Annotated in this window: 21 protein-coding genes, 1 tRNA gene and 1 pseudogene; 11 read left to right on the top strand and 12 right to left on the bottom strand. The window is 47.6% G+C overall.

Going from position 1 to position 23,842, the window contains the following annotated elements; translation table 11 throughout:
* The first annotated feature begins 58 nt into the window (after positions 1–58).
* Together HEM79_RS12270 and blc are read left to right on the top strand one after the other, a co-directional pair.
* On the top strand, positions 59–1,192 hold the full coding sequence (locus HEM79_RS12270; RefSeq protein ID WP_176241575.1) for a BlaEC family class C beta-lactamase: 1,134 nt from the start codon (positions 59–61) through the stop codon (positions 1,190–1,192).
* Positions 1,193–1,280: 88 nt separating this feature from the next.
* Positions 1,281–1,814 (top strand): lipocalin Blc, encoded by a 534-nt coding sequence (blc, locus tag HEM79_RS12265; protein ID WP_001238378.1) that lies wholly within the window; start codon positions 1,281–1,283, stop codon positions 1,812–1,814.
* On the opposite strand, the gene sugE is transcribed toward blc, so the two are convergent.
* From sugE to efp, 4 genes are all read right to left on the bottom strand, one after another.
* Complete coding sequence (gene sugE, locus HEM79_RS12260) at positions 1,811–2,128, bottom strand: quaternary ammonium compound efflux SMR transporter SugE (RefSeq protein ID WP_000118482.1); 318 nt, start codon at positions 2,126–2,128, stop codon at positions 1,811–1,813. The two genes, blc and sugE, sit on opposite strands and share 4 nt — an antisense overlap.
* Positions 2,129–2,304: 176 nt before the next feature.
* On the bottom strand, positions 2,305–2,451 hold the full coding sequence (gene ecnB, locus HEM79_RS12255) for a lipoprotein toxin entericidin B (protein ID WP_000239596.1): 147 nt from the start codon (positions 2,449–2,451) through the stop codon (positions 2,305–2,307).
* 111 nt (positions 2,452–2,562) lie between these two features.
* Positions 2,563–2,688, bottom strand: a complete 126-nt coding sequence (gene ecnA / locus HEM79_RS12250) for a lipoprotein antitoxin entericidin A (RefSeq protein WP_000977757.1) — start codon at positions 2,686–2,688, stop codon at positions 2,563–2,565.
* 51 nt (positions 2,689–2,739) lie between these two features.
* Complete coding sequence (gene efp / locus HEM79_RS12245) at positions 2,740–3,306, bottom strand: elongation factor P (RefSeq protein WP_000257278.1); 567 nt, start codon at positions 3,304–3,306, stop codon at positions 2,740–2,742.
* Positions 3,307–3,347: 41 nt separating this feature from the next.
* Between efp and epmB the strand changes: the two genes are divergently transcribed.
* A complete protein-coding gene (gene epmB, locus HEM79_RS12240; protein ID WP_176241567.1) occupies positions 3,348–4,376 on the top strand; it encodes an EF-P beta-lysylation protein EpmB in 1,029 nt (342 codons plus the stop codon).
* Between the two features lie 383 nt (positions 4,377–4,759).
* Positions 4,760–5,629, top strand: a complete 870-nt coding sequence (locus HEM79_RS12235; RefSeq protein ID WP_176241566.1) for a YjeJ family protein — start codon at positions 4,760–4,762, stop codon at positions 5,627–5,629.
* A gap of 191 nt (positions 5,630–5,820) precedes the next feature.
* Here HEM79_RS12235 and HEM79_RS12230 read toward each other — a convergent pair whose 3' ends face one another.
* The 3 genes from HEM79_RS12230 to HEM79_RS12220 all read right to left on the bottom strand — a co-directional run bounded on the left by HEM79_RS12230 (position 5,821) and on the right by HEM79_RS12220 (position 8,295).
* The gene (locus tag HEM79_RS12230) at positions 5,821–6,174 is read right to left on the bottom strand and encodes a DUF4156 domain-containing protein (RefSeq protein ID WP_176241565.1); all 354 of its coding nucleotides are present in this window, start codon (positions 6,172–6,174) and stop codon (positions 5,821–5,823) included.
* A gap of 137 nt (positions 6,175–6,311) precedes the next feature.
* Positions 6,312–7,958, bottom strand: a complete 1,647-nt coding sequence (groL, locus tag HEM79_RS12225; RefSeq protein ID WP_000729121.1) for a chaperonin GroEL — start codon at positions 7,956–7,958, stop codon at positions 6,312–6,314.
* 43 nt (positions 7,959–8,001) lie between these two features.
* Complete coding sequence (locus HEM79_RS12220; RefSeq protein WP_001026276.1) at positions 8,002–8,295, bottom strand: co-chaperone GroES; 294 nt, start codon at positions 8,293–8,295, stop codon at positions 8,002–8,004.
* 275 nt (positions 8,296–8,570) lie between these two features.
* On the opposite strand from HEM79_RS12220, the gene yjeH reads away from it, so the two are divergent.
* Positions 8,571–9,827, top strand: coding sequence for an L-methionine/branched-chain amino acid transporter (yjeH, locus tag HEM79_RS12215; RefSeq protein ID WP_176241564.1), 1,257 nt, complete (start codon positions 8,571–8,573; stop codon positions 9,825–9,827).
* Positions 9,828–9,842: 15 nt separating this feature from the next.
* Here the strand turns inward: yjeH and HEM79_RS12210 are convergent, their stop codons facing one another.
* Complete coding sequence (locus tag HEM79_RS12210; protein ID WP_001267449.1) at positions 9,843–10,319, bottom strand: FxsA family protein; 477 nt, start codon at positions 10,317–10,319, stop codon at positions 9,843–9,845.
* Positions 10,320–10,655: 336 nt separating this feature from the next.
* Here HEM79_RS12210 and aspA point away from each other — a divergent pair, with 336 nt between their 5' ends.
* From aspA to HEM79_RS12180, 6 genes are all read left to right on the top strand, one after another.
* Complete coding sequence (gene aspA, locus HEM79_RS12205; RefSeq protein WP_010344893.1) at positions 10,656–12,092, top strand: aspartate ammonia-lyase; 1,437 nt, start codon at positions 10,656–10,658, stop codon at positions 12,090–12,092.
* 117 nt (positions 12,093–12,209) lie between these two features.
* Positions 12,210–13,511 carry an anaerobic C4-dicarboxylate transporter DcuA gene (gene dcuA / locus HEM79_RS12200; RefSeq protein WP_000961959.1) on the top strand — a complete coding sequence of 434 codons (1,302 nt, stop codon included), beginning with the start codon at positions 12,210–12,212 and terminating at the stop codon, positions 13,509–13,511.
* A 115-nt stretch (positions 13,512–13,626) separates the two neighbouring features.
* Complete coding sequence (gene cutA, locus HEM79_RS12195; protein WP_000883313.1) at positions 13,627–13,965, top strand: divalent cation tolerance protein CutA; 339 nt, start codon at positions 13,627–13,629, stop codon at positions 13,963–13,965.
* A complete protein-coding gene (gene dsbD, locus HEM79_RS12190) occupies positions 13,941–15,638 on the top strand; it encodes a protein-disulfide reductase DsbD (RefSeq protein ID WP_176241563.1) in 1,698 nt (565 codons plus the stop codon). Before cutA ends, dsbD begins: the two co-directional genes overlap by 25 nt.
* 36 nt (positions 15,639–15,674) lie before the next feature.
* Positions 15,675–16,250 carry a transcriptional regulator gene (locus tag HEM79_RS12185; protein ID WP_001188520.1) on the top strand — a complete coding sequence of 192 codons (576 nt, stop codon included), beginning with the start codon at positions 15,675–15,677 and terminating at the stop codon, positions 16,248–16,250.
* Between the two features lie 106 nt (positions 16,251–16,356).
* Positions 16,357–16,432: transfer RNA gene (locus HEM79_RS12180), tRNA-Phe, on the top strand.
* A 71-nt stretch (positions 16,433–16,503) separates the two neighbouring features.
* On the opposite strand, the gene HEM79_RS12175 is transcribed toward HEM79_RS12180, so the two are convergent.
* The 4 genes and pseudogenes from HEM79_RS12175 to HEM79_RS12160 all read right to left on the bottom strand — a co-directional run bounded on the left by HEM79_RS12175 (position 16,504) and on the right by HEM79_RS12160 (position 22,941).
* On the bottom strand, positions 16,504–16,770 hold the full coding sequence (locus HEM79_RS12175; protein WP_176241574.1) for a GNAT family N-acetyltransferase: 267 nt from the start codon (positions 16,768–16,770) through the stop codon (positions 16,504–16,506).
* Positions 16,767–16,922: pseudogene (gene yjdI, locus HEM79_RS12170) on the bottom strand (4Fe-4S mono-cluster protein YjdI); the annotation flags it as partial. The gene HEM79_RS12175 and the pseudogene yjdI, both read right to left, overlap by 4 nt.
* Before the next feature lie 102 nt (positions 16,923–17,024).
* On the bottom strand, positions 17,025–20,954 hold the full coding sequence (locus HEM79_RS12165; protein ID WP_176241562.1) for an autotransporter outer membrane beta-barrel domain-containing protein: 3,930 nt from the start codon (positions 20,952–20,954) through the stop codon (positions 17,025–17,027).
* A gap of 1,156 nt (positions 20,955–22,110) precedes the next feature.
* On the bottom strand, positions 22,111–22,941 hold the full coding sequence (locus HEM79_RS12160; RefSeq protein ID WP_175119306.1) for an AraC family transcriptional regulator: 831 nt from the start codon (positions 22,939–22,941) through the stop codon (positions 22,111–22,113).
* Positions 22,942–23,842: the final 901 nt, after the last annotated feature.

Raw genomic sequence — 23,842 nt, 5'->3', positions numbered from 1 at the left:
ATCGCCAATGTAAATCCGGCCCGCCTATGGCGGGCCGTTTTGTATGGAAACCAGACCCATGTTCAAAACGACGCTCTGCGCCTTATTAATTACCGCCTCTTGCTCCGCACTTTCCGCCCCCCAACAGCTCAACGATATTGTGCATCGCACAATGACTCCGCTTATAGAGCAACAAAAAATCCCTGGCATGGCGGTTGCGGTGATTTATCAGGGCAAGCCCTATTACTTTACCTGGGGCTATGCGGACGTAGCAAAAAAGCAGCCCGTCACACAGCAAACGTTGTTTGAGTTAGGTTCTGTCAGCAAAACATTTACGGGTGTGCTCGGTGGCGACGCTATTGCACGAGGGGAAATCAACCTAAGCGATCCCGCGACAAAATACTGGCCTGAACTTACTGCTAAACAGTGGAACGGGATCACGCTATTACATCTTGCAACCTACACCGCTGGCGGCCTGCCGTTACAGGTGCCCGATGAAGTGAAGTCCTCAGACGACTTGCTACGTTTCTATCAAAACTGGCTGCCCACCTGGGCACCAGGAACACAGCGTCTGTATGCCAACTCCAGTATCGGTTTGTTCGGCGCGTTGGCTGTGAAACCATCTGGTTTGAGCTTTGAACAGGCGATGCAAACTCGTGTTTTCCAGCCACTCAAACTCAACCATACGTGGATTAATGTGCCGCCCGCAGAAGAAAAGAATTACGCCTGGGGATATCGCGAAGGTAAGGCAGTGCATGTTTCGCCAGGGACATTAGATGCTGAAGCTTATGGTGTGAAATCAACCATTGAAGATATGGCTCGCTGGGCGCAGAGCAATATGAATCCCCGTGATATCAACGACAAAACGCTTCAGCAAGGTATCCAGCTGGCGCAGTCGCGCTACTGGCAAACTGGCGACATGTATCAAGGTCTGGGCTGGGAAATGCTGGACTGGCCGGCAGATCAAGACAGCATCATTAATGGCAGCGACAGTAAAATTGCGCTGGCAGCACGACCAGTAAAAGCGATTACTCCGCCTGCCCCTGCGGTACGTGCATCATGGGTACATAAAACAGGCGCGACCGGCGGGTTTGGTAGCTACATCGCATTTATTCCAGAGAAAGAGCTGGGGATTGTGATGCTGGCTAACAAAAACTATCCCAATCCAGCGAGAGTCGCTGCCGCCTGGCAAATTCTCAACGCTTTGCAATAACAACGCAGATGGTCCGAATTTTCGGACCTTTTCTCCGCTTTTCCTTGCTGTCATCTACACTTAGAAAAAAACCAGTAAGGAAACATTTATGCGCCTGCTCCCTCTCGTTGCCGCAGCGACAGCTGCATTTCTGGTCGTTGCCTGCAGTTCTCCTACGCCGCCGCGTGGCGTGACCGTAGTGAATAATTTCGACGCCAAACGTTATCTCGGTACCTGGTATGAGATTGCCCGTTTTGATCACCGCTTTGAACGTGGACTGGAAAAAGTCACCGCAACATACAGCCTGCGTGATGACGGCGGCCTGAATGTCATTAATAAAGGCTATAACCCTGACAGAGGAATGTGGCAGCAGAGTGAAGGGAAAGCGTACTTTACCGGCGCACCAACTCGCGCTGCGCTGAAAGTGTCATTCTTTGGTCCTTTCTATGGCGGTTATAACGTCATTGCACTTGATCGGGAATACCGCCATGCGCTGGTTTGCGGCCCGGACCGCGACTACCTGTGGATACTCTCCCGCACGCCAACCATTTCTGACGAAGTGAAACAGGAGATGCTGGCAGTCGCGACCCGGGAAGGGTTTGATGTCAGTAAATTTATTTGGGTACAGCAGCCCGGTAGTTAGTGAGTGCTGAGTTTCAGACCAATAATCCCCAATACGATTAACGCCAGACTCGCCAGGCGCATCGGATTAGCGGACTCACCGAGCAGTACAATGCCGGTGATGGCCGCGCCGACTGCGCCAATACCCGTCCACACGGCATAAGCCGTCCCTACTGGTAACGATTTCATCGCCCAGGCAAGTAGCGCCATACTGACAATCATCGCCGTCACAGTAATAACACTCGGCGTCAAACGACTAAAGCCGTGGGTATATTTCAGGCCAACGGCCCATACCACTTCCAGCAGACCAGCAATAACTAAGATAATCCAGGACATATCAGGCTCCGGAGAATTGGGGCCGTCCCCGGTGAAAAGAAGCGTTTGCAGGTCGTCCTGCAAAGCTGATGGTGAAGGAGGTATTTTGCCGATTTAAGAGGAAATTTCAACGGTTACGGCAGTGATTACCGCCGAGAAAAACAAACGGCACGACAAATCTGCCGTACCGTTATTGCTTATTGCTGCGCTTTCGTCGCTGCGCCAGAAATCGCGTTACCGCCATCAGAGATGTCTTCACCAACGCCACGCGTGGTGTTGCAGGCAGTTAATACTGTTGAAAGCACCAGAACAGAAAAGATCGCTGCAATTGTCTTCTTAACCATAACGTCTTCCTTTTAGGTAATGTTATTTGTGTTTGCCTATAGCAAATTAATAATAGACAACATCACCAAAAATGACGGAAATCTGATGATTTTTAGGAAGTGAAGAATAAATTAGCTGGCAGCGCGGGAGATGGAATTACCAAGATGTTTGATGTCTTCGCCGAAACCCCGAGCGGTGTTACAGCCCGTAAGCAGCGTGCTGGCAAGCAAAACAAGAACGATAAGGCGTTTCATCATCTCTGACCTGAATAAGTGATGGTGCAGCCAGCAGGCCGCACCACAACCGCATTACTTCACGCGAGAGACGTATTCACCAGAGCGGGTATCCACTTTGATGACTTCGCCGATCTGTACGAACAGCGGAACTTTAACCACAGCACCAGTAGACAGGGTAGCCGGTTTGCCGCCAGTACCTGCGGTATCGCCTTTCAGACCCGGATCAGTATCAACGATTTCCAGTTCAACGAAGTTCGGCGGAGTAACGGAGATCGGCTGACCATTCCACAGAGTTACAATGCACTCTGCCTGATCCAGCAGCCATTTAGCGTTGTCACCAATTGCTTTTGCATCAGCAGACAGCTGCTCGAAAGTTTCGTTGTTCATGAAGTGCCAGAACTCACCGTCGTTGTACAGGTAAGTCAGGTTCATATCGACAACATCAGCGCCTTCAGCGGAATCAGTAGATTTGAAAGTTTTTTCTACGCGAGTACCAGTCAGCAGACGACGCAGTTTAACGCGAGCAAATGCCTGGCCTTTACCCGGTTTTACGAATTCACTCGCTTCAACCGCGTAAGGTTCGCCGTCTAACATGATTTTAAGACCAGCACGAAAATCGTTGCTATAGTACGTTGCCATAAGGCCCTCTGAAATTTGTTAATTGGTAGCTAAGCCACAAAATGGCGCATATTGTAACCCTAAATACCCCATCCAGAGAAGATTGGTTAACGCAACTTGCCGATGTTGTGACCGATCCTGATGAACTTCTGCGTCTTTTGAATATAGACGCGGACGAAAAACTGTTGGCCGGACGCAGCGCCAAAAAGCTGTTTGCCCTGCGCGTGCCCCGCTCATTTATCGATCGCATGGAGAAAGGCAATCCTGACGATCCACTTTTGCGTCAGGTAATTACCTCGCAAGATGAGTTTGTCGTCGCGCCCGGATTCTCCACCGACCCGCTGGAAGAACAGCACAGCGTAGTGCCTGGTTTGTTGCATAAATACCACAACCGGGCGCTACTGTTGGTTAAAGGCGGCTGCGCGGTAAATTGTCGCTACTGTTTCCGTCGCCACTTCCCGTATGCCGAAAATCAGGGCAACAAGCGTAACTGGCAGGCGGCACTTGAGTATGTTGCGGCGCATCCGGAACTGGACGAGATTATTTTCTCCGGCGGCGATCCGTTGATGGCGAAAGATCACGAGCTGGACTGGCTGCTGACGCAACTGGAAGCCATCCCGCATATAAAACGTCTGCGGATTCACAGCCGTCTGCCGATTGTGATCCCGGCACGCATCACAGATGCGCTGGTTGAACGCTTTTCACATTCTACGCTGCAAATCTTGCTGGTGAATCACATCAACCATGCCAATGAGGTAGATGAAACATTCCGTCAGGCGATGGCTAAGTTGCGCCGTGTCGGTGTCACCCTGCTTAACCAGAGCGTTCTGTTACGTGGTGTGAACGATAACGCACAAACGCTGGCAAACCTGAGTAATGCGTTGTTCGATGCGGGCGTGATGCCCTATTACCTGCATGTGCTCGATAAAGTGCAGGGCGCAGCGCATTTTATGGTGAGTGATGATGAAGCACGGCAGATTATGCGTGAGTTGCTGACACTGGTGTCGGGATATCTGGTGCCGAAACTGGCGCGCGAGATTGGCGGTGAACCCAGCAAAACGCCTCTGGATCTCCAGCTACGCCAGCAGTAACTGATTAACAGGGAAGTTAAACAGAAAATTGCCTGATGCGCTTCGCTTGTCAGGCCTACATCGTGCATTGAAACTCAATGAGCTGTAGGCAGGATAAGGCATTTATGCCGCATCCGCCAAGAGCAACGAATACGAGAACAGAGACAGGTCATTAAACAGGGAAGTTTAATCTTTGCCCATTGCATAACCTTTAATTATTCATTTACGTTGCTATTTTTACTCTTTATATAGCCAACACCAATAATTAACTTTTCTTTTCTGTTTATATATAGAGTGAGCACTGCTATTTATGTTATTTTAACAATTATTACTAGCAAGCCCATTTACCTGGCTTATTAATTAAAATTAATTATTTGATTGAGAAATGGTTAGGGAGAACCTACATGGCCATAAGCATCAAGGGTGTTAATACCGGTGTTATTCGCAAGAGTAATAATTTCATTGCACTGGCGCTGAAAATTAAAGAGCCTCGCAATAAAGAATCGTTATTCTTTATGTCTGTCATGGAACTACGCGACCTACTGATTGCGCTAGAAAGTCGTCTGCATCAAAAGCATAAACTGGATGCTGATACACGTATTCAGTATGAGCAGGCTCGCGATAAAGTTATGAAGAAAATGGCAGAGAATATCCCAGAAATTCTGGTTGATGAGCTTAAAAATGCCGATATTAATCGCCGGGTTAACACGCTGGAACTTACCGAAAATCAGGGCGAAAATCTTACCTTCGTATTAACGCTACATGACGGTAGCAAATGTGAGTTAGTCGTTAATGAGTTGCAGATTGAAATGCTGGCGCGAGCAATTATTCATGCAATTAATAATGCTGAAATGCGTGAACTGGCATTGCGTATTACATCGCTATTAGATTTCCTGCCGTTATATGACGTCGACTGCCAGGACAATGGCAATCTGGAATATGACACCTATTCTCAGCCAGAATGGAAACATAATCTGTTTAGCCATTATCTGGCGGTGCTTTATCGCTTTAAAGATGAAAGTGGCAAAGAACAATTTAGCGGCGCGGTGGTGAAAACGCGTGAAGCGACAGCGGGTAAAGAAATTGAGGCTATCACACGCCGGATGCTTGATTTCAGTCCACGGCTGAAAAAACTCGCAGGTGTGCCATCTCAGGTTTACGTTCGTACAGTAGCAGCAAATAACGCCCAACCGCTGACTCAGGATCAATGCTTACGCGCAATACATCACTTACGAGTTCAGTCCATCAGCAAGGCCGCGCCACAGGCGAAATAATCTCATCTTTTTGAATGCGAGGCTGGAGCCATCCAGCCTGGAATTACTGATAACGTGATCGTTGATCATGCCGGATGCGGCGAAAACGCCTTATCCTGTCTACAAATTCTCGATTATTCAATCAGTTGCAATGCTCGATGTAGGCCTGATAAGCGAAGCGCATCAGGCAATTACACGTTTGTCATCCAGCCTCAGTTCGGGCACCTATAAACCTGGCCGATAATCTGGCTATCAGTCGGAACAAAACTGGACAACATCCCCTGCGACGGGCTGCTGATACCATAAATCACATTACCGCCCATTGCTGCTGCCTGGTTGCGCAGATCGTTTGCTGCACCGCGCATAGAACCGCCTTCTTCACCGTGTTGCCCGGAAAGCCAGTTACTTTGCTTACCTGTCGCAGTACCAATCAGTTGGCACTCTGCACCTGGTTGCTCGTCAACAATGCGCACACTCTGACCGGCAGCACTCAATTCGTTGCTGGAGCTACAACCCGCCATCAGTAGCGCGGCACCGACAATCCCTGCTAAGTATTTTACGTGCATGTTATTCCCCATAATCAATGAGCTGGACGCAACTCGCGTCGTCCGTGTCTGAATCTTATACTAGAAAGATGACCAAAAGAAAAACCCCCAGACATTTCTGCCCGGGGGTTTCTTTATTTCTGCGAGGTGCAGGGCAATTACATCATGCCGCCCATGCCACCCATGCCGCCCATACCGCCAGCAGCGCCTAAGTCAGCTGCATCGTTTTTCGGCAGGTCGGTAACCATGCACTCGGTGGTGATCATCAGACCAGCCACAGAAGCTGCATACTGCAGAGCAGAACGAGTTACTTTGGTTGGATCCAGGATACCCATGTCGATCATGTTGCCGTATTCTTCGGTTGCTGCGTTGTAACCGTAGTTGCCGTCGCCGCCTTTAACGGTGTTAGCAACAACAGACGGTTCTTCACCGCAGTTCAGGACGATCTGACGCAGCGGAGCTTCCATTGCACGCAGTGCAACTTTGATACCCACGTTCTGGTCTTCGTTCTGACCACGCAGGTCAGCCAGTTTAGACGCTACGCGGATCAGCGCAACACCACCACCAGCAACTACGCCTTCTTCTACCGCAGCACGGGTCGCGTGCAGGGCGTCTTCAACGCGTGCTTTTTTCTCTTTCATTTCAACTTCGGTAGCAGCACCTACTTTGATAACTGCAACGCCGCCTGCCAGTTTCGCTACGCGCTCCTGCAGTTTTTCACGGTCGTAATCAGAAGTTGCTTCTTCAATCTGCTGACGGATCTGAGCAACACGGCCCTGGATTGCAGCTTCTTCACCCACGCCATCGATGATGGTGGTGGTGTCTTTGTTGATCACAACACGTTTAGCCTGCCCCAGGTCTTCCAGGGTTGCTTTTTCCAGCTCCATACCGATCTCTTCAGAGATTACGGTACCGCCAGTCAGGGTTGCGATATCCTGCAGCATAGCTTTACGACGATCGCCGAAGCCCGGAGCTTTAACCGCAGCAACTTTCACGATGCCACGCATGGTGTTAACAACCAGAGTTGCCAGCGCTTCGCCTTCAACATCTTCAGCGATGATCAGCAGCGGTTTGCCTGCTTTGGCAACGGCTTCCAGAACCGGCAGCATTTCGCGGATGTTGGAGATTTTCTTGTCAGCCAGCAGGATGAACGGGCTTTCCAGTTCTACTGCGCCAGTTTCCGGCTTGTTGATGAAGTAAGGAGACAGGTAGCCACGGTCGAACTGCATACCTTCAACCACGTCCAGTTCGTCCTGCAGACCAGTACCGTCTTCAACGGTGATAACGCCTTCTTTACCGACTTTGTCCATCGCTTCAGCGATCAGTTTACCTACGGTTTCGTCGGAGTTAGCGGAGATAGTACCAACCTGAGCAATAGCTTTGGAGTCAGAGCACGGTACGGACAGCGTTTTCAGTTCTTCAACTGCAGCGGTAACGGCTTTGTCGATACCACGTTTCAGATCCATCGGGTTCATGCCCGCAGCAACAGCTTTCAGACCTTCAGTGATTATAGCCTGAGCCAGTACGGTTGCGGTGGTAGTACCGTCGCCTGCAGCGTCGTTCGCTTTAGAGGCAACTTCTTTTACCATCTGCGCACCCATATTTTCGAACTTGTCTTCCAGTTCGATTTCACGAGCAACGGAAACACCATCTTTGGTGATGGTCGGTGCACCGAAAGATTTATCCAGAACTACGTTACGGCCTTTCGGACCGAGGGTAACTTTCACTGCATCTGCCAGTACGTTTACGCCGCGCAGCATTTTCACACGAGCGTCGTTACCGAATTTTACGTCTTTAGCTGCCATTATCTTTATTCCTTAAATTCGTATGTTCAGTGTCGTGCGCGGATTACGCTTCAACAATTGCCAGAATGTCGCTTTCGGACATGATCAACACTTCTTCATTGTCGATCTTCTCAGATTTCACACCGTAGCCATCGTTGAAAATAACGATGTCGCCAACTTTCACGTCCAGCGGCTTCACTTCGCCATTTTCAAGGATACGGCCATTGCCGACAGCCAGCACTTCGCCACGGGTGGATTTAGCCGCTGCAGAGCCGGTCAGAACGATGCCGCCAGCAGATTTAGTTTCAACTTCTTTACGCTTGACGATCACGCGATCATGCAATGGACGAATATTCATTGATAACTCTCCTTTGAGAAAGTCCGTATCTGTTATGGGTGACGCCGGAGCTTACGTGGTTTCCCGGCTGGTGACCAGAGAAATGGGGATGAGGCTTCGCCCCTTCAAGGGGGAAAAAGAAAAAAAATTCTGATCAGCACAAAATCGGGTGAAAACCCTGATTCACCTCACATTTCATCGCAATTTCTTCATCACCGTCATAAGCGAATCTGATTGTGCTACCATCGAAAATCTACGCAGTTGCCCAAAATTTGGGCGCAATCGGACATCAACCCATGAGTGGACTCAAACAAGAACTGGGGCTGGCCCAGGGCATTGGCCTGCTATCGACGTCATTATTAGGCACTGGCGTGTTTGCCGTTCCTGCGTTAGCTGCACTGGTAGCGGGCAATAACAGCCTGTGGGCGTGGCCCGTTTTGATTATCTTAGTGTTCCCGATTGCGATTGTGTTTGCGATTCTGGGTCGCCACTATCCCAGCGCAGGCGGCGTCGCGCACTTCGTCGGTATGGCGTTTGGTTCGCGGCTTGAGCGAGTCACCGGCTGGTTGTTTTTATCGGTCATTCCCGTGGGTTTGCCTGCCGCGCTACAAATTGCAGCCGGATTCGGCCAGGCAATGTTTGGCTGGCATAGCTGGCAACTGTTGTTGGCAGAACTCGGTACGCTGGCGTTGGTGTGGTATATCGGTACTCGCGGTGCCAGTTCCAGTGCTAATCTACAAACCGTTATTGCCGGACTTATCGTCGCGCTGATTGTCGCTATCTGGTGGGCGGGCGATATCAAACCTGCGAATATCCCCTTCCCTGCACCTGGTAATATCGAACTTACCGGGTTATTTGCTGCGTTATCAGTGATGTTCTGGTGCTTTGTCGGTCTGGAAGCATTTGCCCATCTCGCCTCGGAGTTTAAAAATCCAGAGCGTGATTTTCCTCGTGCTTTGATGATTGGTCTGCTGCTGGCAGGATTAGTCTACTGGGGCTGTACGGTAGTCGTCTTACACTTCGACGCCTATGGTGAACAAATGGCCGCGGCAGCATCGCTTCCAAAAATTGTAGTGCAACTGTTCGGTGTAGGAGCGTTATGGATTGCCTGCGTAATTGGCTATCTGGCCTGCTTTGCCAGTCTCAACATTTATATACAGAGCTTCGCCCGCCTGGTCTGGTCACAGGCGCAACATAATCCTGAGCACTACCTGGCACGCCTCTCTTCTCGCCATATCCCGAATAATGCCCTCAATGCGGTGCTCGGCTGTTGCGTAGTAAGCACGTTGGTGATTCATGCTTTAGGGATCAATCTGGACGCACTCATTATTTATGCCAACGGCATCTTTATTATGATTTACCTGTTGTGCATGTTGGCAGGCTGTAAATTATTGCAAGGACGTTATCGCGTACTGGCGGTGATTGGCGGGCTGTTATGCGTTCTGTTACTGGCAATGGTCGGCTGGAAAAGTCTCTATGCGCTAATCATGCTGGCGGGGTTATGGCTGTTTTTGCCAAAACGAAAAACGCCGGAAAATGGCATAACCACATAATCCGGCGTTTTGACATTAATCCTGGCGATCGTCTTTATGATCAAGACGATCGTGGTCATTATCCTTTCGCTGATACTCACCATCAAAAGTATTACCACCACCGGTCCCGGCGCTAAAACCGCCGCCCGGCATCCGGGAGAAACGCAAATGCGGCATCAGCTTCACTGTCAGATGCTTTTGCACCGGCGGTAATAAAAGCAGAAGACCGAGGAAATCGGTGAAAAAGCCCGGCAATAAAAGCAGCAAACCGGCAATGATCAACGAAACACTTTTAATCATCTCCGCCGCTGGGTTTTCACCCGCCGCCATTTTTTGCTGCATCAGCACGAAATTCTTAAAGCCCTGGTTACGTACCAGTGACATACCGATAACCGATGTGAATATAACCAATACGAGGGTCAGCAATACCCCCAGAACATGGGCAACCTGAATAAAAATTGAAATCTCAATATAGACATAAAGAAAGATGGCAATAAAAGGTAACCAGCGCAAAGGTTTCTCCTGTAATAGCAACCGGTTAAATCCGGACGCCTGAATGGGTTGCGAATCGCGTTCAACTTATATTGTGGTCATTAGCAAAATTTCAAGATGTTTGCGCAACTATTTTTGGTAGTAATCCCAAAGCGGTGATCTATTTCACAAATTAATAATTAAGGGGTAAAAACCGACACTTAAAGTGATCCAGATTACGGTAGAAATCCTCAAGCAGCATATGATCCCGGGTATTCGGCCGATGCAGGGGATAATCGTCGGTCGAAAAACATTCGAAACCACATATATTCTGTGTGTTTAAAGCAAATCATTGGCAGCTTGAAAAAGAAGGTTCACATGTCAAACAACATTCGTATCGAAGAAGATCTGTTGGGTACCAGGGAAGTTCCAGCTGATGCCTACTATGGTGTTCACACTCTGAGAGCGATTGAAAACTTCTATATCAGCAACAGCAAAATCAGCGATATTCCTGAATTTGTTCGCGGTATGGTAATGGTTAAAAAAGCCGCAGCTATGGCAAACAAAGAGCTGCAAACCATTCCTAAAAGTGTAGCGAATGCAATCATTGCCGCATGTGATGAAGTCCTGAATAACGGAAAATGCATGGATCAGTTCCCGGTAGACGTCTACCAGGGCGGCGCAGGTACTTCCGTAAACATGAACACCAACGAAGTGCTGGCCAATATCGGTCTGGAACTGATGGGTCACCAGAAAGGTGAATATCAGTACCTGAACCCGAACGACCATGTTAACAAATGTCAGTCCACTAACGACGCCTACCCGACCGGTTTCCGTATCGCGGTTTACTCTTCCCTGATTAAACTGGTAGATGCAATTAACCAACTGCGTGAAGGCTTTGAACGTAAAGCTGTCGAATTCCAGGACATCCTGAAAATGGGTCGTACCCAGCTGCAGGACGCAGTACCGATGACCCTTGGTCAGGAATTCCGCGCTTTCAGCATCCTGCTGAAAGAAGAAGTGAAAAACATCCAACGTACCGCTGAACTGCTGCTGGAAGTTAACCTCGGCGCAACGGCAATCGGTACTGGCCTGAACACGCCGAAAGAGTACTCTCCGCTGGCAGTGAAAAAACTGGCTGAAGTCACTGGCTTCCCATGCGTTCCGGCTGAAGACCTGATCGAAGCGACCTCTGACTGCGGTGCTTACGTTATGGTTCACGGCGCGCTGAAACGTCTGGCTGTGAAGATGTCCAAAATCTGTAACGACCTGCGCTTGCTCTCTTCTGGCCCACGTGCCGGCCTGAACGAGATCAACCTGCCGGAACTGCAGGCGGGCTCTTCCATCATGCCAGCTAAAGTAAACCCGGTTGTTCCGGAAGTGGTTAACCAGGTATGCTTCAAAGTCATCGGTAACGACACCACTGTTACCATGGCAGCAGAAGCAGGTCAGCTGCAGTTGAACGTTATGGAGCCGGTCATTGGCCAGGCCATGTTCGAATCCGTTCACATTCTGACCAACGCTTGCTACAACCTGCTGGAAAAATGCGTTAACGGCATCACTGCTAACAAAGAAGTGTGCGAAGGTTACGTTTACAACTCTATCGGTATCGTCACTTACCTGAACCCGTTCATCGGTCACCACAACGGTGACATCGTGGGTAAAATCTGTGCCGAAACCGGTAAGAGTGTACGTGAAGTCGTTCTGGAACGCGGTCTGTTGACTGAAGCGGAACTTGACGATATTTTCTCCGTACAGAATCTGATGCACCCGGCTTACAAAGCAAAACGCTATACTGATGAAAGCGAACAGTAATCGTACAGGGTAGTACAAATAAAAAAGGCACGTCAGACGACGTGCCTTTTTTCTTGTGAGTAGTAACTTAAAAATAACAATCTAATATCAACTTGTTAAAAAACAAGGAAGGCTAATATGCTAGTTGTAGAACTCATCATAGTTTTGCTGGCGATCTTCTTGGGCGCCAGACTGGGGGGAATAGGTATTGGTTTTGCAGGCGGATTGGGGGTGCTGGTTCTTGCCGCTATCGGCGTCAAACCTGGTAACATCCCGTTCGATGTCATTTCCATTATCATGGCGGTTATCGCCGCTATTTCTGCCATGCAGGTTGCTGGCGGTCTGGACTATCTGGTTCATCAGACAGAAAAGCTGCTGCGCCGTAACCCGAAATACATCACGATCCTCGCTCCGATCGTGACTTATTTCCTGACAATCTTTGCGGGTACTGGCAACATCTCTCTGGCAACGCTGCCAGTTATCGCTGAAGTTGCGAAGGAACAAGGCGTTAAACCTTGCCGTCCGCTGTCTACTGCAGTGGTTTCCGCGCAGATTGCGATCACCGCATCGCCAATCTCAGCGGCAGTGGTTTACATGTCTTCCGTAATGGAAGGTCATGGCATCAGCTACCTCCATCTGCTCTCTGTGGTCATCCCGTCCACCCTGCTGGCGGTTCTGGTGATGTCCTTCCTGGTCACTATGCTGTTCAACTCCAAACTCTCTGACGATCCGATTTATCGTAAGCGTCTGGAAGAAGGCCTGGTTGAACTGCGCGGTGAAAAACAGATTGAAATCAAATCCGGTGCAAAAACTTCCGTCTGGCTGTTCCTGCTGGGCGTAGTTGGCGTGGTTATCTATGCAATCATCAACAGCCCGAGCATGGGCCTGGTTGAAAAACCGCTGATGAACACCACCAACGCAATCCTGATCATCATGCTCAGCGTTGCAACTCTGACCACCGTTATCTGTAAAGTTGATACCGACAACATCCTCAACTCCAGCACCTTCAAAGCAGGTATGAGCGCCTGTATTTGTATCCTGGGCGTTGCATGGCTGGGCGATACTTTCGTTTCCAACAACATCGACTGGATCAAAGATACCGCTGGTGAAGTGATTCAGGGTCATCCGTGGCTGCTGGCTGTCATCTTCTTCTTTGCTTCTGCTCTGCTGTACTCTCAGGCTGCAACCGCAAAAGCACTGATGCCGATGGCTCTGGCACTGAACGTTTCTCCGCTGACCGCTGTTGCTTCTTTCGCTGCGGTGTCTGGTCTGTTCATTCTGCCGACCTACCCGACGCTGGTTGCTGCGGTACAGATGGATGACACGGGTACAACTCGTATCGGTAAATTCGTCTTCAACCATCCGTTCTTCATCCCAGGTACTCTGGGTGTTGCCCTGGCCGTTTGCTTCGGCTTCGTGCTGGGTAGCTTCATGCTGTAATGACAAATCGCGGGGCGTTCACGCCCCGCTTTCTTTCCCGCCGACTAACATCCTTCCCTCGTCCGTTGTATAGTGACCTTTCTCTTGCGGTTCCATCTGTTCTTGCGAGGTGTTTATGCTTGATGATAAAAGTTCGAATACCGCGTCTGTCGTGGTGCTGTGTACTGCGCCGGATGAAGCGACAGCCCAGGATTTAGCCGCCAAAGTGCTGGCAGAAAAACTGGCGGCTTGCGCAACCCTGATCCCCGGCGCAACCTCTCTCTATTACTGGGAAGGTAAGCTGGAACAGGAATATGAAGTACAGATGATCTTAAAAACCGACAAAGCTCACCAGCAGGCGCTGCTGGAATGCCTGAAGTCTCATCATCCGTATCAAACCCCGGAGCTTCTGGTTTTACCTGTTACACACGGAGACACAGATTACCTCTCATGGCTCAACGCATCTTTACGCTGATCCTGCTACTTTGCAGCACTTCCGTTTTCGCCGGATTATTCGACGCGCCAGGACGTTCACAATTTGTCACAGCGGATCAGGCTTTTGCTTTTGATTTTCAGCAAAACCAACATGATCTTAATCTAACCTGGCAGATCAAAGACGGTTATTACCTTTACCGTAAACAGATCCGCATCACGCCTGAACAAGCGAAAATTGCCGACGTGCAGTTACCGCCAGGCGTCTGGCATGACGATGAGTTTTACGGCAAAAGCGAGATTTATCGCAAGCGGCTGACGCTTCCAGTGACCATCAACCAGGCGACGGCTGGCGCGACATTAACTGTCACTTACCAGGGCTGCGCTGACGCTGGTTTCTGCTATCCGCCAGAAACCAAAACCGTACCGTTAAGCGAAGTGCTTGCCAATAACGCAGCGCCACAACCTGCGTCTGTTCCGCAGCAAGAGCAGCCCGCCGCGCAATTGCCCTTTTCTGCGCTCTGGGCATTGTTGATCGGTATCGGCATCGCCTTCACCCCCTGCGTACTACCGATGTACCCACTGATTTCCGGCATCGTGCTGGGCGGTAAACAGCGGCTCTCCACCGCCAGAGCATTGTTGCTGACCTTTATTTATGTGCAAGGGATGGCGCTGACCTACACGGCGCTGGGTCTGGTAGTTGCCGCAGCAGGATTACAGTTCCAGGCGGCGCTACAGCACCCTTACGTGCTCATTGGCCTCGCCATCATCTTTACGTTGCTGGCGATGTCGATGTTTGGCTTGTTTACCCTGCAGCTTCCCTCTTCGCTGCAAACGCGCCTCACGCTGATGAGCAATCGCCAACAGGGTGGCTCGCCCGGCGGTGTGTTTGTTATGGGGGCGATTGCCGGTTTGATCTGCTCACCATGTACCACCGCGCCACTTAGCGCGATTCTGTTGTATATCGCCCAAAGCGGTAACATGTGGCTGGGCGGCGGCACACTTTATCTCTATGCGCTGGGTATGGGTCTACCGCTGATGTTAATTACTGTCTTTGGCAACCGTCTGCTGCCGAAAAGCGGCCCGTGGATGGAACAAGTCAAAACCGCGTTTGGTTTTGTGATCCTCGCGCTGCCGGTCTTCCTGCTGGAGCGGGTGATTGGTGATGTCTGGGGATTACGCTTGTGGTCGGCGCTGGGCGTCGCATTCTTTGGCTGGGCCTTTGTCACCAGCTTACAGGCCAAACGCGGCTGGATGCGCGTAGTGCAAATAATCCTGCTGGCAGCGGCATTGGTTAGCGTGCGCCCACTCCAGGATTGGGCATTTGGTGCGACGCATACCGCGCAAACTCAGGCGCATCTCAACTTTACACCAATCAAAACGGTGGATGAGTTAAATCAGGCGCTCGTTGAAGCCAAAGGCAAACCGGTAATGTTAGATCTCTACGCCGACTGGTGCGTTGCCTGTAAAGAGTTCGAGAAATACACCTTTAGCGACCCACAGGTGCAAAAAGCGTTGGCTAACACGGTCTTACTTCAGGCCAACGTCACCGCCAACGACGCACAAGATGTGGCGCTGTTAAAACATCTAAATGTCCTTGGCCTACCGACAATTCTCTTTTTTGACGAACAAGGCCAGGAGCATCCACAAGCACGCGTCACGGGCTTTATGGATGCTGAAACCTTCAGCGCACATTTGCGCGATCGCCAACCGTGAACGACACTTGCAGTGGGAAAGACGGAGGAAAATAGCGTGCAACGTGAAGATGTACTGGGAGAAGCCCTGAAATTATTAGAATTACAAGGGATTGCCAACACCACGCTGGAGATGGTTGCCGAACGTGTGGATTATCCGCTGGATGAGCTAAGGCGATTCTGGCCGGACAAAGAGGCGATCCTCTACGACGCGCTGCGCTATCTTAGCCAACAGATAGATGTCTGGCGTCGTCAGTTGATGCTGGACGAAACGCAAACCGCCGAACAAAAGCTGCTGGCGCGTTATCAGGCGTTATCAGAGTGCGTTAAAAACAACCGCTATCCGGGCTGTCTGTTTATCGCGGCCTGTACGTTTTATCCCGATCCTGGCCACCCTATTCATCAACTGGCCGATCAGCAAAAAAGCGCGGCCTACGATTTCACCCACGAACTATTAACCACGCTGGAAGTTGACGATCCGGCGATGGTAGCGAAGCAGATGGAGCTGGTGCTGGAAGGTTGCCTGAGCCGAATGCTGGTGAATCGTAGCCAGGCGGATGTCGACACCGCACACCGGCTGGCGGAAGATATTCTGCGCTTCGCCCGCTGCCGCCAGGGTGGCGCACTGACCTGACAAAAACACAGAAAAGAAGCAATTTGCCGCAATCTTAAGCAGTTGAATCGCTTTTACTGAAATTAGGTTGACGAGATGTGCAGATTACGGTTTAATGCGCCCCGTTGCCCGGATAGCTCAGTCGGTAGAGCAGGGGATTGAAAATCCCCGTGTCCTTGGTTCGATTCCGAGTCCGGGCACCACTAATTCCTGAAAACCCGCCCACAAGGCGGGTTTTTGCTTTTGGGAAAACGTCCTTCCAGCCTTCGCACCATCAACTGCGAATATCATCAGACTCGCGCGTTTTATCAAATTCGTGTTTCGCAAACGGGCACAGTGGGATAATTTTCCGTTTTTCCTGGCGCATTTTTTCCACAACTTTCGCTACCAGTTGTTTACCAATCCCCTGCCCTTTCAGGCTTTCATCAACATCGGTATGTTCGATAATCGCTAAATTCTCTCCGGTCGGCACAAAGACAATTTCAGCTATTTGATTTCCCTGGGCATCATTGATGTAAAATTTATTATGACCCTCACTTATTTATGACGGTATTTCAGTGCGCCGCTCGGGCACGTATCAATAATATTCACGACGGTAGCGACGCCTACTTCATCCGGCATGATCCACGGTTTACGTTTGAGATTAAATAACTTGCCGTTGCCACGTACGCAATTGCCGGAATTTGTAGTGATGTGATGTCTCCCCTTCCCAAGGTGGTCAGTGCCATACATTTACTAACTACATTAATCCGGGAGTAACATCACTACAGGCCCCTTTTCAGGGGCCTCTGCCTGTCAGAACATATAGCGGAAATTCGCGTTTATCGCGTTATCCACGTTGTATTTACCAAAGGCGGATTTCTCAAACTCCAGACCAAAGCGCATGTTGTCCTTTATCTGTGCGTTCATGCCGACATTGAACAACATCCTGCTGTCCTTCTCTCCTTTAATCCGTTTCTCTCCGGAGGCATCGCGAAGAACCGTCTCGCCATTATTCAGCAGGTCAAACTGCCAGCTGGTTCCGGCACGGGCTGTCACACTCCAGTCCTTACCACTGAATGTTTTGCCCAGCTCAATCCCTGTTCTGCCAATCAACGGGCTGAAATCCTTGTTCTTCATACTCAGATCCATCTCACCGTCTTTCCAGCGGAATGTTTTCCCGGACACTGCGCCGTAAACCAGTTCGGCCTGAGGCTCAATAAAAGTGTCTTCCGTCAGGTGATAACGGTAACCCGTCTCCGCGCCGGCATACCAGGAGTGCGTTCCGTAGTGCTTCGTACCCAGACCGGCAAAGTTGCCTGTGTAGTCATTGTCATGGTGAATATATTTACCAATCAAATCGATATAGGCACCGGAATTAAACAGTGCTGAAGCATACAGACCGCCCCCCACGGATTTTGTCTTCCCGCTGAACGCATCACTGTCTGCACTGCTGTCGGTATAGGTCATTGTGATACCGGTAAACAGATCCACGCCATCCAGCACATGTTTTTTGTCAAAACCGACCTGAACGTGAGTGTAATTATCGCTGTACCCGCCATCGGCTGAACCGGCACCGTTCATGATACGGGCCCAGGCACCGGCATCACCGTTCGTGTCACGCAGCTCACCCATACGTTTGTTCAGGTTGTTAACTTCCGTCATAAAGTTTTTGTAGCCGGCATTCATGAAACTGTCCGCCTTCGCTGCAGCCGCTTTATCAGCTTCCGTCCTGAAACCATCCAGAATCCACTTCGTACTGCCGCCGCTGGTGTCAACATGCAGCGTCGGCGTCACACGACTGAAGCCTGTCACCCGGGTGCCGGCCTTAAAGATATCCTCTGATGTTCCGGCCGGCGCGCTGACCAGCGGGATGTTCAGGGACTGCCCCGGGGTCGGGTTCTTCATAAAGCTGACATTCAGGGTGTTGTCTGAACCGCTGGCTTTTTCCGTCACGCTGATTTTATCGGCGTCTTTCAGGTCAGTGCGCAGGACAAAATCACTGCCCGTGGCATCAAGTGTCTTAATCGTCAGGGTACGGAAGGCACCGTTTTCTTCAGACTGTACCCGGCTGTTGCGGGTCGTCAGACTGTTGATGTCGGAATTTCCGGTCAGCTGCCACAGGCCATTATTCATCATGACGTTCCCTTTACCGCCGGTGATGGCGCCGTAGTACGCCGCGTTATATCCGCTGAACAACCCGGCAGCCAGAACAGGGGAGACAGAAGAGGAAACTGAACCAGGGTTTTCGGAGCCAATGCGAATGGTGGATGAACTGGTTGCATGAATATCCCCGGAAACATGCGCCTGCTGGCTGATGTCCAGCGTGGCGTTATCGCCGGTTAAATCATAGCCTTCTGTCATGTATGTCAGTACAGGCATCCAGGTATTATCAGCGCCATTCTCCGGCGTGCCGCTCAGGGAAAGCGTACCGTTCTTCCCAATCTGAACCCGACCATCACTGTAGAGCCCTTTCTGTGCCGTCAGATGACCGCCGTCCCGAACAGAGAGGGTGGAATTCACGAAGATACCGTTGTCCCGCAACAGGGTATTTGGTGAGGTAACTGTCACGGTACTGTCATGGGCTTCAATCCCGCCAGTGAACCGGTTGTTGATGTCCAGCGTGGAGCCTTTTTGCAGCGTAATATTGCCCGTATAGCTGCTACTGCCATCGTCTGCTGAGCGTCCTTCCCGGACGTCCTGGCGGAAGCCAAAACCATTACCGGTGATATTGATGCCATCATACATATCAATGAATACCGGAACGTCGCCCCCCAGTTTCAGCGTTGAATTCGATGCAACAATATCACCCTCAACAACTGAGTTACGTGCAGTTGTGAATTCTGAGTTTTCCAGATTCAGAGTCTTAAATCGGAAATGCCGGGTTTCCCAGTCAGGTTGTTCAAAAGAAGCCACCTGGTTATTTGTTTTATAGGCACTGTTATTTTTCTTATTTGCCTCACTTTCCAGTTTGGCAAAATCAGCAACATAATCTTTGTCACAAAGAACTCCGGGGACATAGCAGAATCGGGGGCCCTCACGGAATATTGCATGTGTTGTGGCATGCCCCTGTAACCGAAGCTGGGAATTCCGTATGGTGATGTCATTGTGCGTATCAATGTTTCCGTCAATAATCAGGCTGCTGTCAGCACTTTTCTGTGTCCCAGTGTGTTCGATATTCGTATTTCCCGTGATATTGCCGTGATATACATAGCGGGAGGGGTTTTGTAGCGAAAGTGTCACTGTTTTATCAGAAGTATTAGTAATAATGGTACCAACATCAGTTGCCGCAATCTTCTTGAACGACTGGCTGAACCCGTTTAAATCCAGAGTCCCCCCACGACTGGTAAAATAAATACCTCTGTAATCACTGTTCTTATCCAGCGCATCAGCCTGCCCCAGTTTGACCGTTCCACGGCCACTGGCAACATAGATAGCATTAAAGGCCTTTGCTGCATTAAGAACAACAGCACCGTCACCCATTTTCAGGTTATTCCCCTGGGCCACGTTAACGTTCAGTGTGCCGGCTCCTGTTTTGTGCAGGTTATCGTTTGCCACCCCTTTTACCGACCAGTCGACAACCGTATCTTTTCCGATATCAATACCCGCACCTTTATATGTTTTATCTTTCCCGGTGATTGAGTAATGTTGTCCCTCATCAAAAATCAGCCCTCCAGTTCCTGAATTCAGGTTATCGGTGAGTTCAATGTTTCCGCCACCATGAAATTTCAAATCTTTATTTTTATTATTCTTGGTCAGTTCAATAGCGGTTGTGTTACCGTTAACAGTAATATTTTTATTATTGACGGTCATTTTCTGACCATTGAGGTTCACCTCCTGAGTAAAAGTATTTTTCAGGGTATCGACAGTGTTCTGATCATATCGGGCAAAAAAGGCCCAGGTATCCTTACTGGAGAATGCTTTACCATATGTTGTTCCAAGAATGACCCATTTTTTTCTCTGATTGTCATAAAGATAAAATCCGGAACCGCTGTCTCCTCCTGTCACTTCATTATAAAATCCGCCTGTATTATTCGTGGCTAACATATTGTTCCAGTTTAACTGAAACATAGAAGCACTGCGTAATAATGGATTATATGCCTGTCCCACCCCATAAGATGTAACACCGGTTGCTCCGGCTCCAACCCGAAAACCGATTATCTGTTTCTTTCCATTGAATTCAATACCATAACGCTCTAATGCTTCTGCTGCTGATAAGTTGAAATCAGCATGCTCTGTTGCACCAGCTGTTTCAACAACAAACTTATCCAGACGCTGGACCGCAAAGTCACCTTTGGTCACCCGATCAACATAATGATAGTCTGACTGTCCCCATGTCTGAGTTTTAACGGCATGGTGAATAGTGCCATTATGGCTTGCGGTAACACTGTAGGCACTACCAATAGCAGTTGTTGCACCTTTAGCGGACACTGGAGAAAAATCAGGGATCGTTACTTCAGGAAAACTGAATTCGCCACCATTTTTTAATGGCGTTTTTACCCCATATGCTCCAGGCTGAAATACACCTTTATTCTGTGCCAAATCAAGATAATCACGGATCCAGAAATTTCGGGTATCCATCTGTGCTGCATAGGCATATTCAGCAGCACCATAAGACAAGGCGGAAACTATAAATGTAGCGAGAAGTTTTCGACCAGTTTTAGAGGATACTCGGGATGCTAATTCTGATACAGCTATAAGCCCTTGAGTAAGGTGACAATACTTAAGTGAATATATTCTGTTCACGGGTAAGACTCCATAACGTTTATAACATAATACCAACAAATAGAACTATGCCTTTATTAAAAAATAAGCTTCCAGTTACCTTTATTAATTGCAGTAAAAAAATAAAAATTCAGCCCACGCATGTAAAAAGCACATCCACAATACAGATTTTATAGTAGTGCAATTAGCATATTTACATTGCAATAATTAAATTGCATTGCGCCACCTAAGATTATTTAGAAAATAATAGCAACTCCATATCCACATTACATAATGAAGGACAAAGCTACAAAAATAAAAGTAAGTAATAAACGCCCCCATATGGCGTTCAAGTGTTTTTGTATTTATTGTTTTTTATTTTATATCATTGCGAGGCGCAATTCTTCATTTATTTCGCACACTAATATTATTTTATCATATTCTTTTATTTTTTTCGAAAAACAATAATAGTTTTAGCTTGTGGATGTTTTTATATTCGAAGATTAATTGAGCCCATGGGTAAATAATTCGCTATTATTTAAGTAAACCGCTATATATGTAGATAATGGCGAATTAACGTATCACCTGACACTCTTCTCTCCAAAATTAAGAAGTAGTTGACTCCTCAAGCCAATAAATGTGTATAGAATGATTATACTGGATAGTTACAAGTTCACCGATACGGTGCAGGACTTCAGTGGCGATGTCGGTGGGAGCTTTTGTTTCGTGATATGATGGACGTCCCTTCTTAATGCAGTCAGTGCCATGCTTTTACTGACTGCATTAATCCGGGAGTAATATCACATGAACACGATCAGGATTGTTATATTGCCAAGCCTGTTTTTCAGGTCTGCGTCTGGATTAATGATGATTCTGTTGCATAGAATAGAAACATCTCATGCTCCAAATTGCAGGATATCGTTCAACGATTCGAGTCCGGAACACTAATCGCTATGGAAGCATGTTCAACTTCTCATTTTGGGGGAATGAACGTTCAGTTCTATGGGATATACCCCAAATATTCCCTGCGCAACAGCATCACTTTTGGTTAAAAAATAACATTATTCTTAAGATATAGAAAAGAAACTCATCATGGATGGGTAAAACTTATTAAAAATGCATACCTTTTTCACCTCACAGGAAATAGATTGAAAATCAGTAAGAACTGCTTCTATCGCTATTAGATATGCAATATTAATTATGATTTCCTTTTCACTTTCAAGGAGAACTGTTTTGGTGTTATACCAAAATAACTTTTAAAATTACGGATAAAATATGATGTACTAACATATCCGACCTCGTCAGATATACTATTAATATGTTTTTCAGACGTAGTTATTAGTCTTGCTGCATGTTGCATCCTAATATCCAGAACCAAATTGTTAAAATTATTATTCTCTTTTTCAAGTTTTTTCCGAATTGAGACTTCTGACATATGTAAGATATTTGCCAGATCAACCAGTCGCCATGGTTTTGAAAGATCCGATTCTATTATTAACTTTAATTTTTCTGTAAAAGTAGAGTCTGTTGAAACTGATAATGAGCAAACCAAAGATTCAATATCATCAACTTTAGATAACAAATAAGTAATATTATAAATTAGTCTATGATGAGGAACATTTGCTTCTATTATCATCTTAAATATCTCTGTATCTGTCTTATCCGCCATGCAATTAAAAATTCTACTTCGCATAGGGCCAACTTTATGTGGATTCAGTAACAATGGTTCCATGACTTTACAGATACAACTTAACATATTGTTATCTATATGAAAGATATCATAAGGCATGCCTTCACCTAACACGTTAAGTGTAACATCAATGACTGTATTTTTCTCAATATAGCATATTGATTCAGGTGGAATATTAATAATCCCTCCATCTATCGTTTTAACCAGTAATTGGGCATTGCGAAGATAAATAATAGCACAATTGTAAAACCTAATCTTTTTAAGAACTAATGTAGAGTTACCGGGTATATCTCCTCTAACAGCAAGCCTCATATTACTTAAAGCATTTTGACTATTCATACAGTCACCCCCATGCTTTGTAAGAATATAATGTCATGGGGTATCCTCTCTGTAAACTCGAAAATAACGCAAAGATGAATACCTCTCAGTAAAAAGTTTCTCATCGACATAGCGACTAACTTTAGAGACTCTAAATAATTAGTCTCTATGATGATAGAATTTATTAACTTTGATAATAATTACGTTATGAAAAAATATGAAAAGACAGAAATCAAATCATTTGATGTTACAGATAACATCTAAACAGAACTGGGAGCTTCCGTGTCGTCTCAGCACCAAACTTAATCTTTATCATTCTTATTCTATAATAGACCTTACTTACACTTAAACATGTGATCTTTGAAATTTCTTTTATTTTCCTCCTTTTAATAAAGTAGAGGTACAGAATCTCTCGTTCAATATCATTAAGAGAGTACAAGATTTGTTCTGGTGGATATGTATAATCAATTGATAACCGATTTCCATAGTGTATAGTTACATTATCAGCACATATGCACTTAACAGGCCCCCCAGAAAAAAGAAGACTGTATAAAAAATAATTATTATTATCGCAGACTATATAAACATGACTATATTGCTGAACGGCCTCATATACAGAGGCACGCCCACTGAACTCAAAACATTTATACCCTTCATCCTGGCTTGCAAAATATAAGATACCATTTTTTAAATAAATGTCTTTTGTAACCATTATTAGAGCAACGGTCATAGCATATATAAAAACATTAGATACCTGAACTGAATTCAACTATAAGCTAAAGTAAAGAAAAAGGCCATTCTAAAAAATAGCAACATAAGATAAAATTTTACACTACCGAATGTCAGGCAGATAAGTATATTTGACTGTCTATAGTAATCAATCAATAAGAAAACCTGAACAATATGTTCAGGTTTTCTTTTT

Source organism: Escherichia sp. 93.0816, assembly GCF_013368855.2.
GTDB classification, from domain to species: domain Bacteria; phylum Pseudomonadota; class Gammaproteobacteria; order Enterobacterales; family Enterobacteriaceae; genus Escherichia; species Escherichia ruysiae.
This window is presented reverse-complemented; position numbering and strand designations above follow the sequence as displayed.

Coding starts and splice junctions, on each gene's coding strand:
- HEM79_RS12270 (WP_176241575.1), top strand. CDS start 59: ATGTTCAAAACGACGCTCTGCGCCTTATTAATTACCGCCTCTTGCTCC.
- blc (WP_001238378.1), top strand. CDS start 1,281: ATGCGCCTGCTCCCTCTCGTTGCCGCAGCGACAGCTGCATTTCTGGTC.
- sugE (WP_000118482.1), bottom strand. CDS start 2,128: ATGTCCTGGATTATCTTAGTTATTGCTGGTCTGCTGGAAGTGGTATGG.
- ecnB (WP_000239596.1), bottom strand. CDS start 2,451: ATGGTTAAGAAGACAATTGCAGCGATCTTTTCTGTTCTGGTGCTTTCA.
- ecnA (WP_000977757.1), bottom strand. CDS start 2,688: ATGATGAAACGCCTTATCGTTCTTGTTTTGCTTGCCAGCACGCTGCTT.
- efp (WP_000257278.1), bottom strand. CDS start 3,306: ATGGCAACGTACTATAGCAACGATTTTCGTGCTGGTCTTAAAATCATG.
- epmB (WP_176241567.1), top strand. CDS start 3,348: ATGGCGCATATTGTAACCCTAAATACCCCATCCAGAGAAGATTGGTTA.
- HEM79_RS12235 (WP_176241566.1), top strand. CDS start 4,760: ATGGCCATAAGCATCAAGGGTGTTAATACCGGTGTTATTCGCAAGAGT.
- HEM79_RS12230 (WP_176241565.1), bottom strand. CDS start 6,174: ATGCACGTAAAATACTTAGCAGGGATTGTCGGTGCCGCGCTACTGATG.
- groL (WP_000729121.1), bottom strand. CDS start 7,958: ATGGCAGCTAAAGACGTAAAATTCGGTAACGACGCTCGTGTGAAAATG.
- HEM79_RS12220 (WP_001026276.1), bottom strand. CDS start 8,295: ATGAATATTCGTCCATTGCATGATCGCGTGATCGTCAAGCGTAAAGAA.
- yjeH (WP_176241564.1), top strand. CDS start 8,571: ATGAGTGGACTCAAACAAGAACTGGGGCTGGCCCAGGGCATTGGCCTG.
- aspA (WP_010344893.1), top strand. CDS start 10,656: ATGTCAAACAACATTCGTATCGAAGAAGATCTGTTGGGTACCAGGGAA.
- dcuA (WP_000961959.1), top strand. CDS start 12,210: ATGCTAGTTGTAGAACTCATCATAGTTTTGCTGGCGATCTTCTTGGGC.
- cutA (WP_000883313.1), top strand. CDS start 13,627: ATGCTTGATGATAAAAGTTCGAATACCGCGTCTGTCGTGGTGCTGTGT.
- dsbD (WP_176241563.1), top strand. CDS start 13,941: ATGGCTCAACGCATCTTTACGCTGATCCTGCTACTTTGCAGCACTTCC.
- HEM79_RS12160 (WP_175119306.1), bottom strand. CDS start 22,941: ATGAATAGTCAAAATGCTTTAAGTAATATGAGGCTTGCTGTTAGAGGA.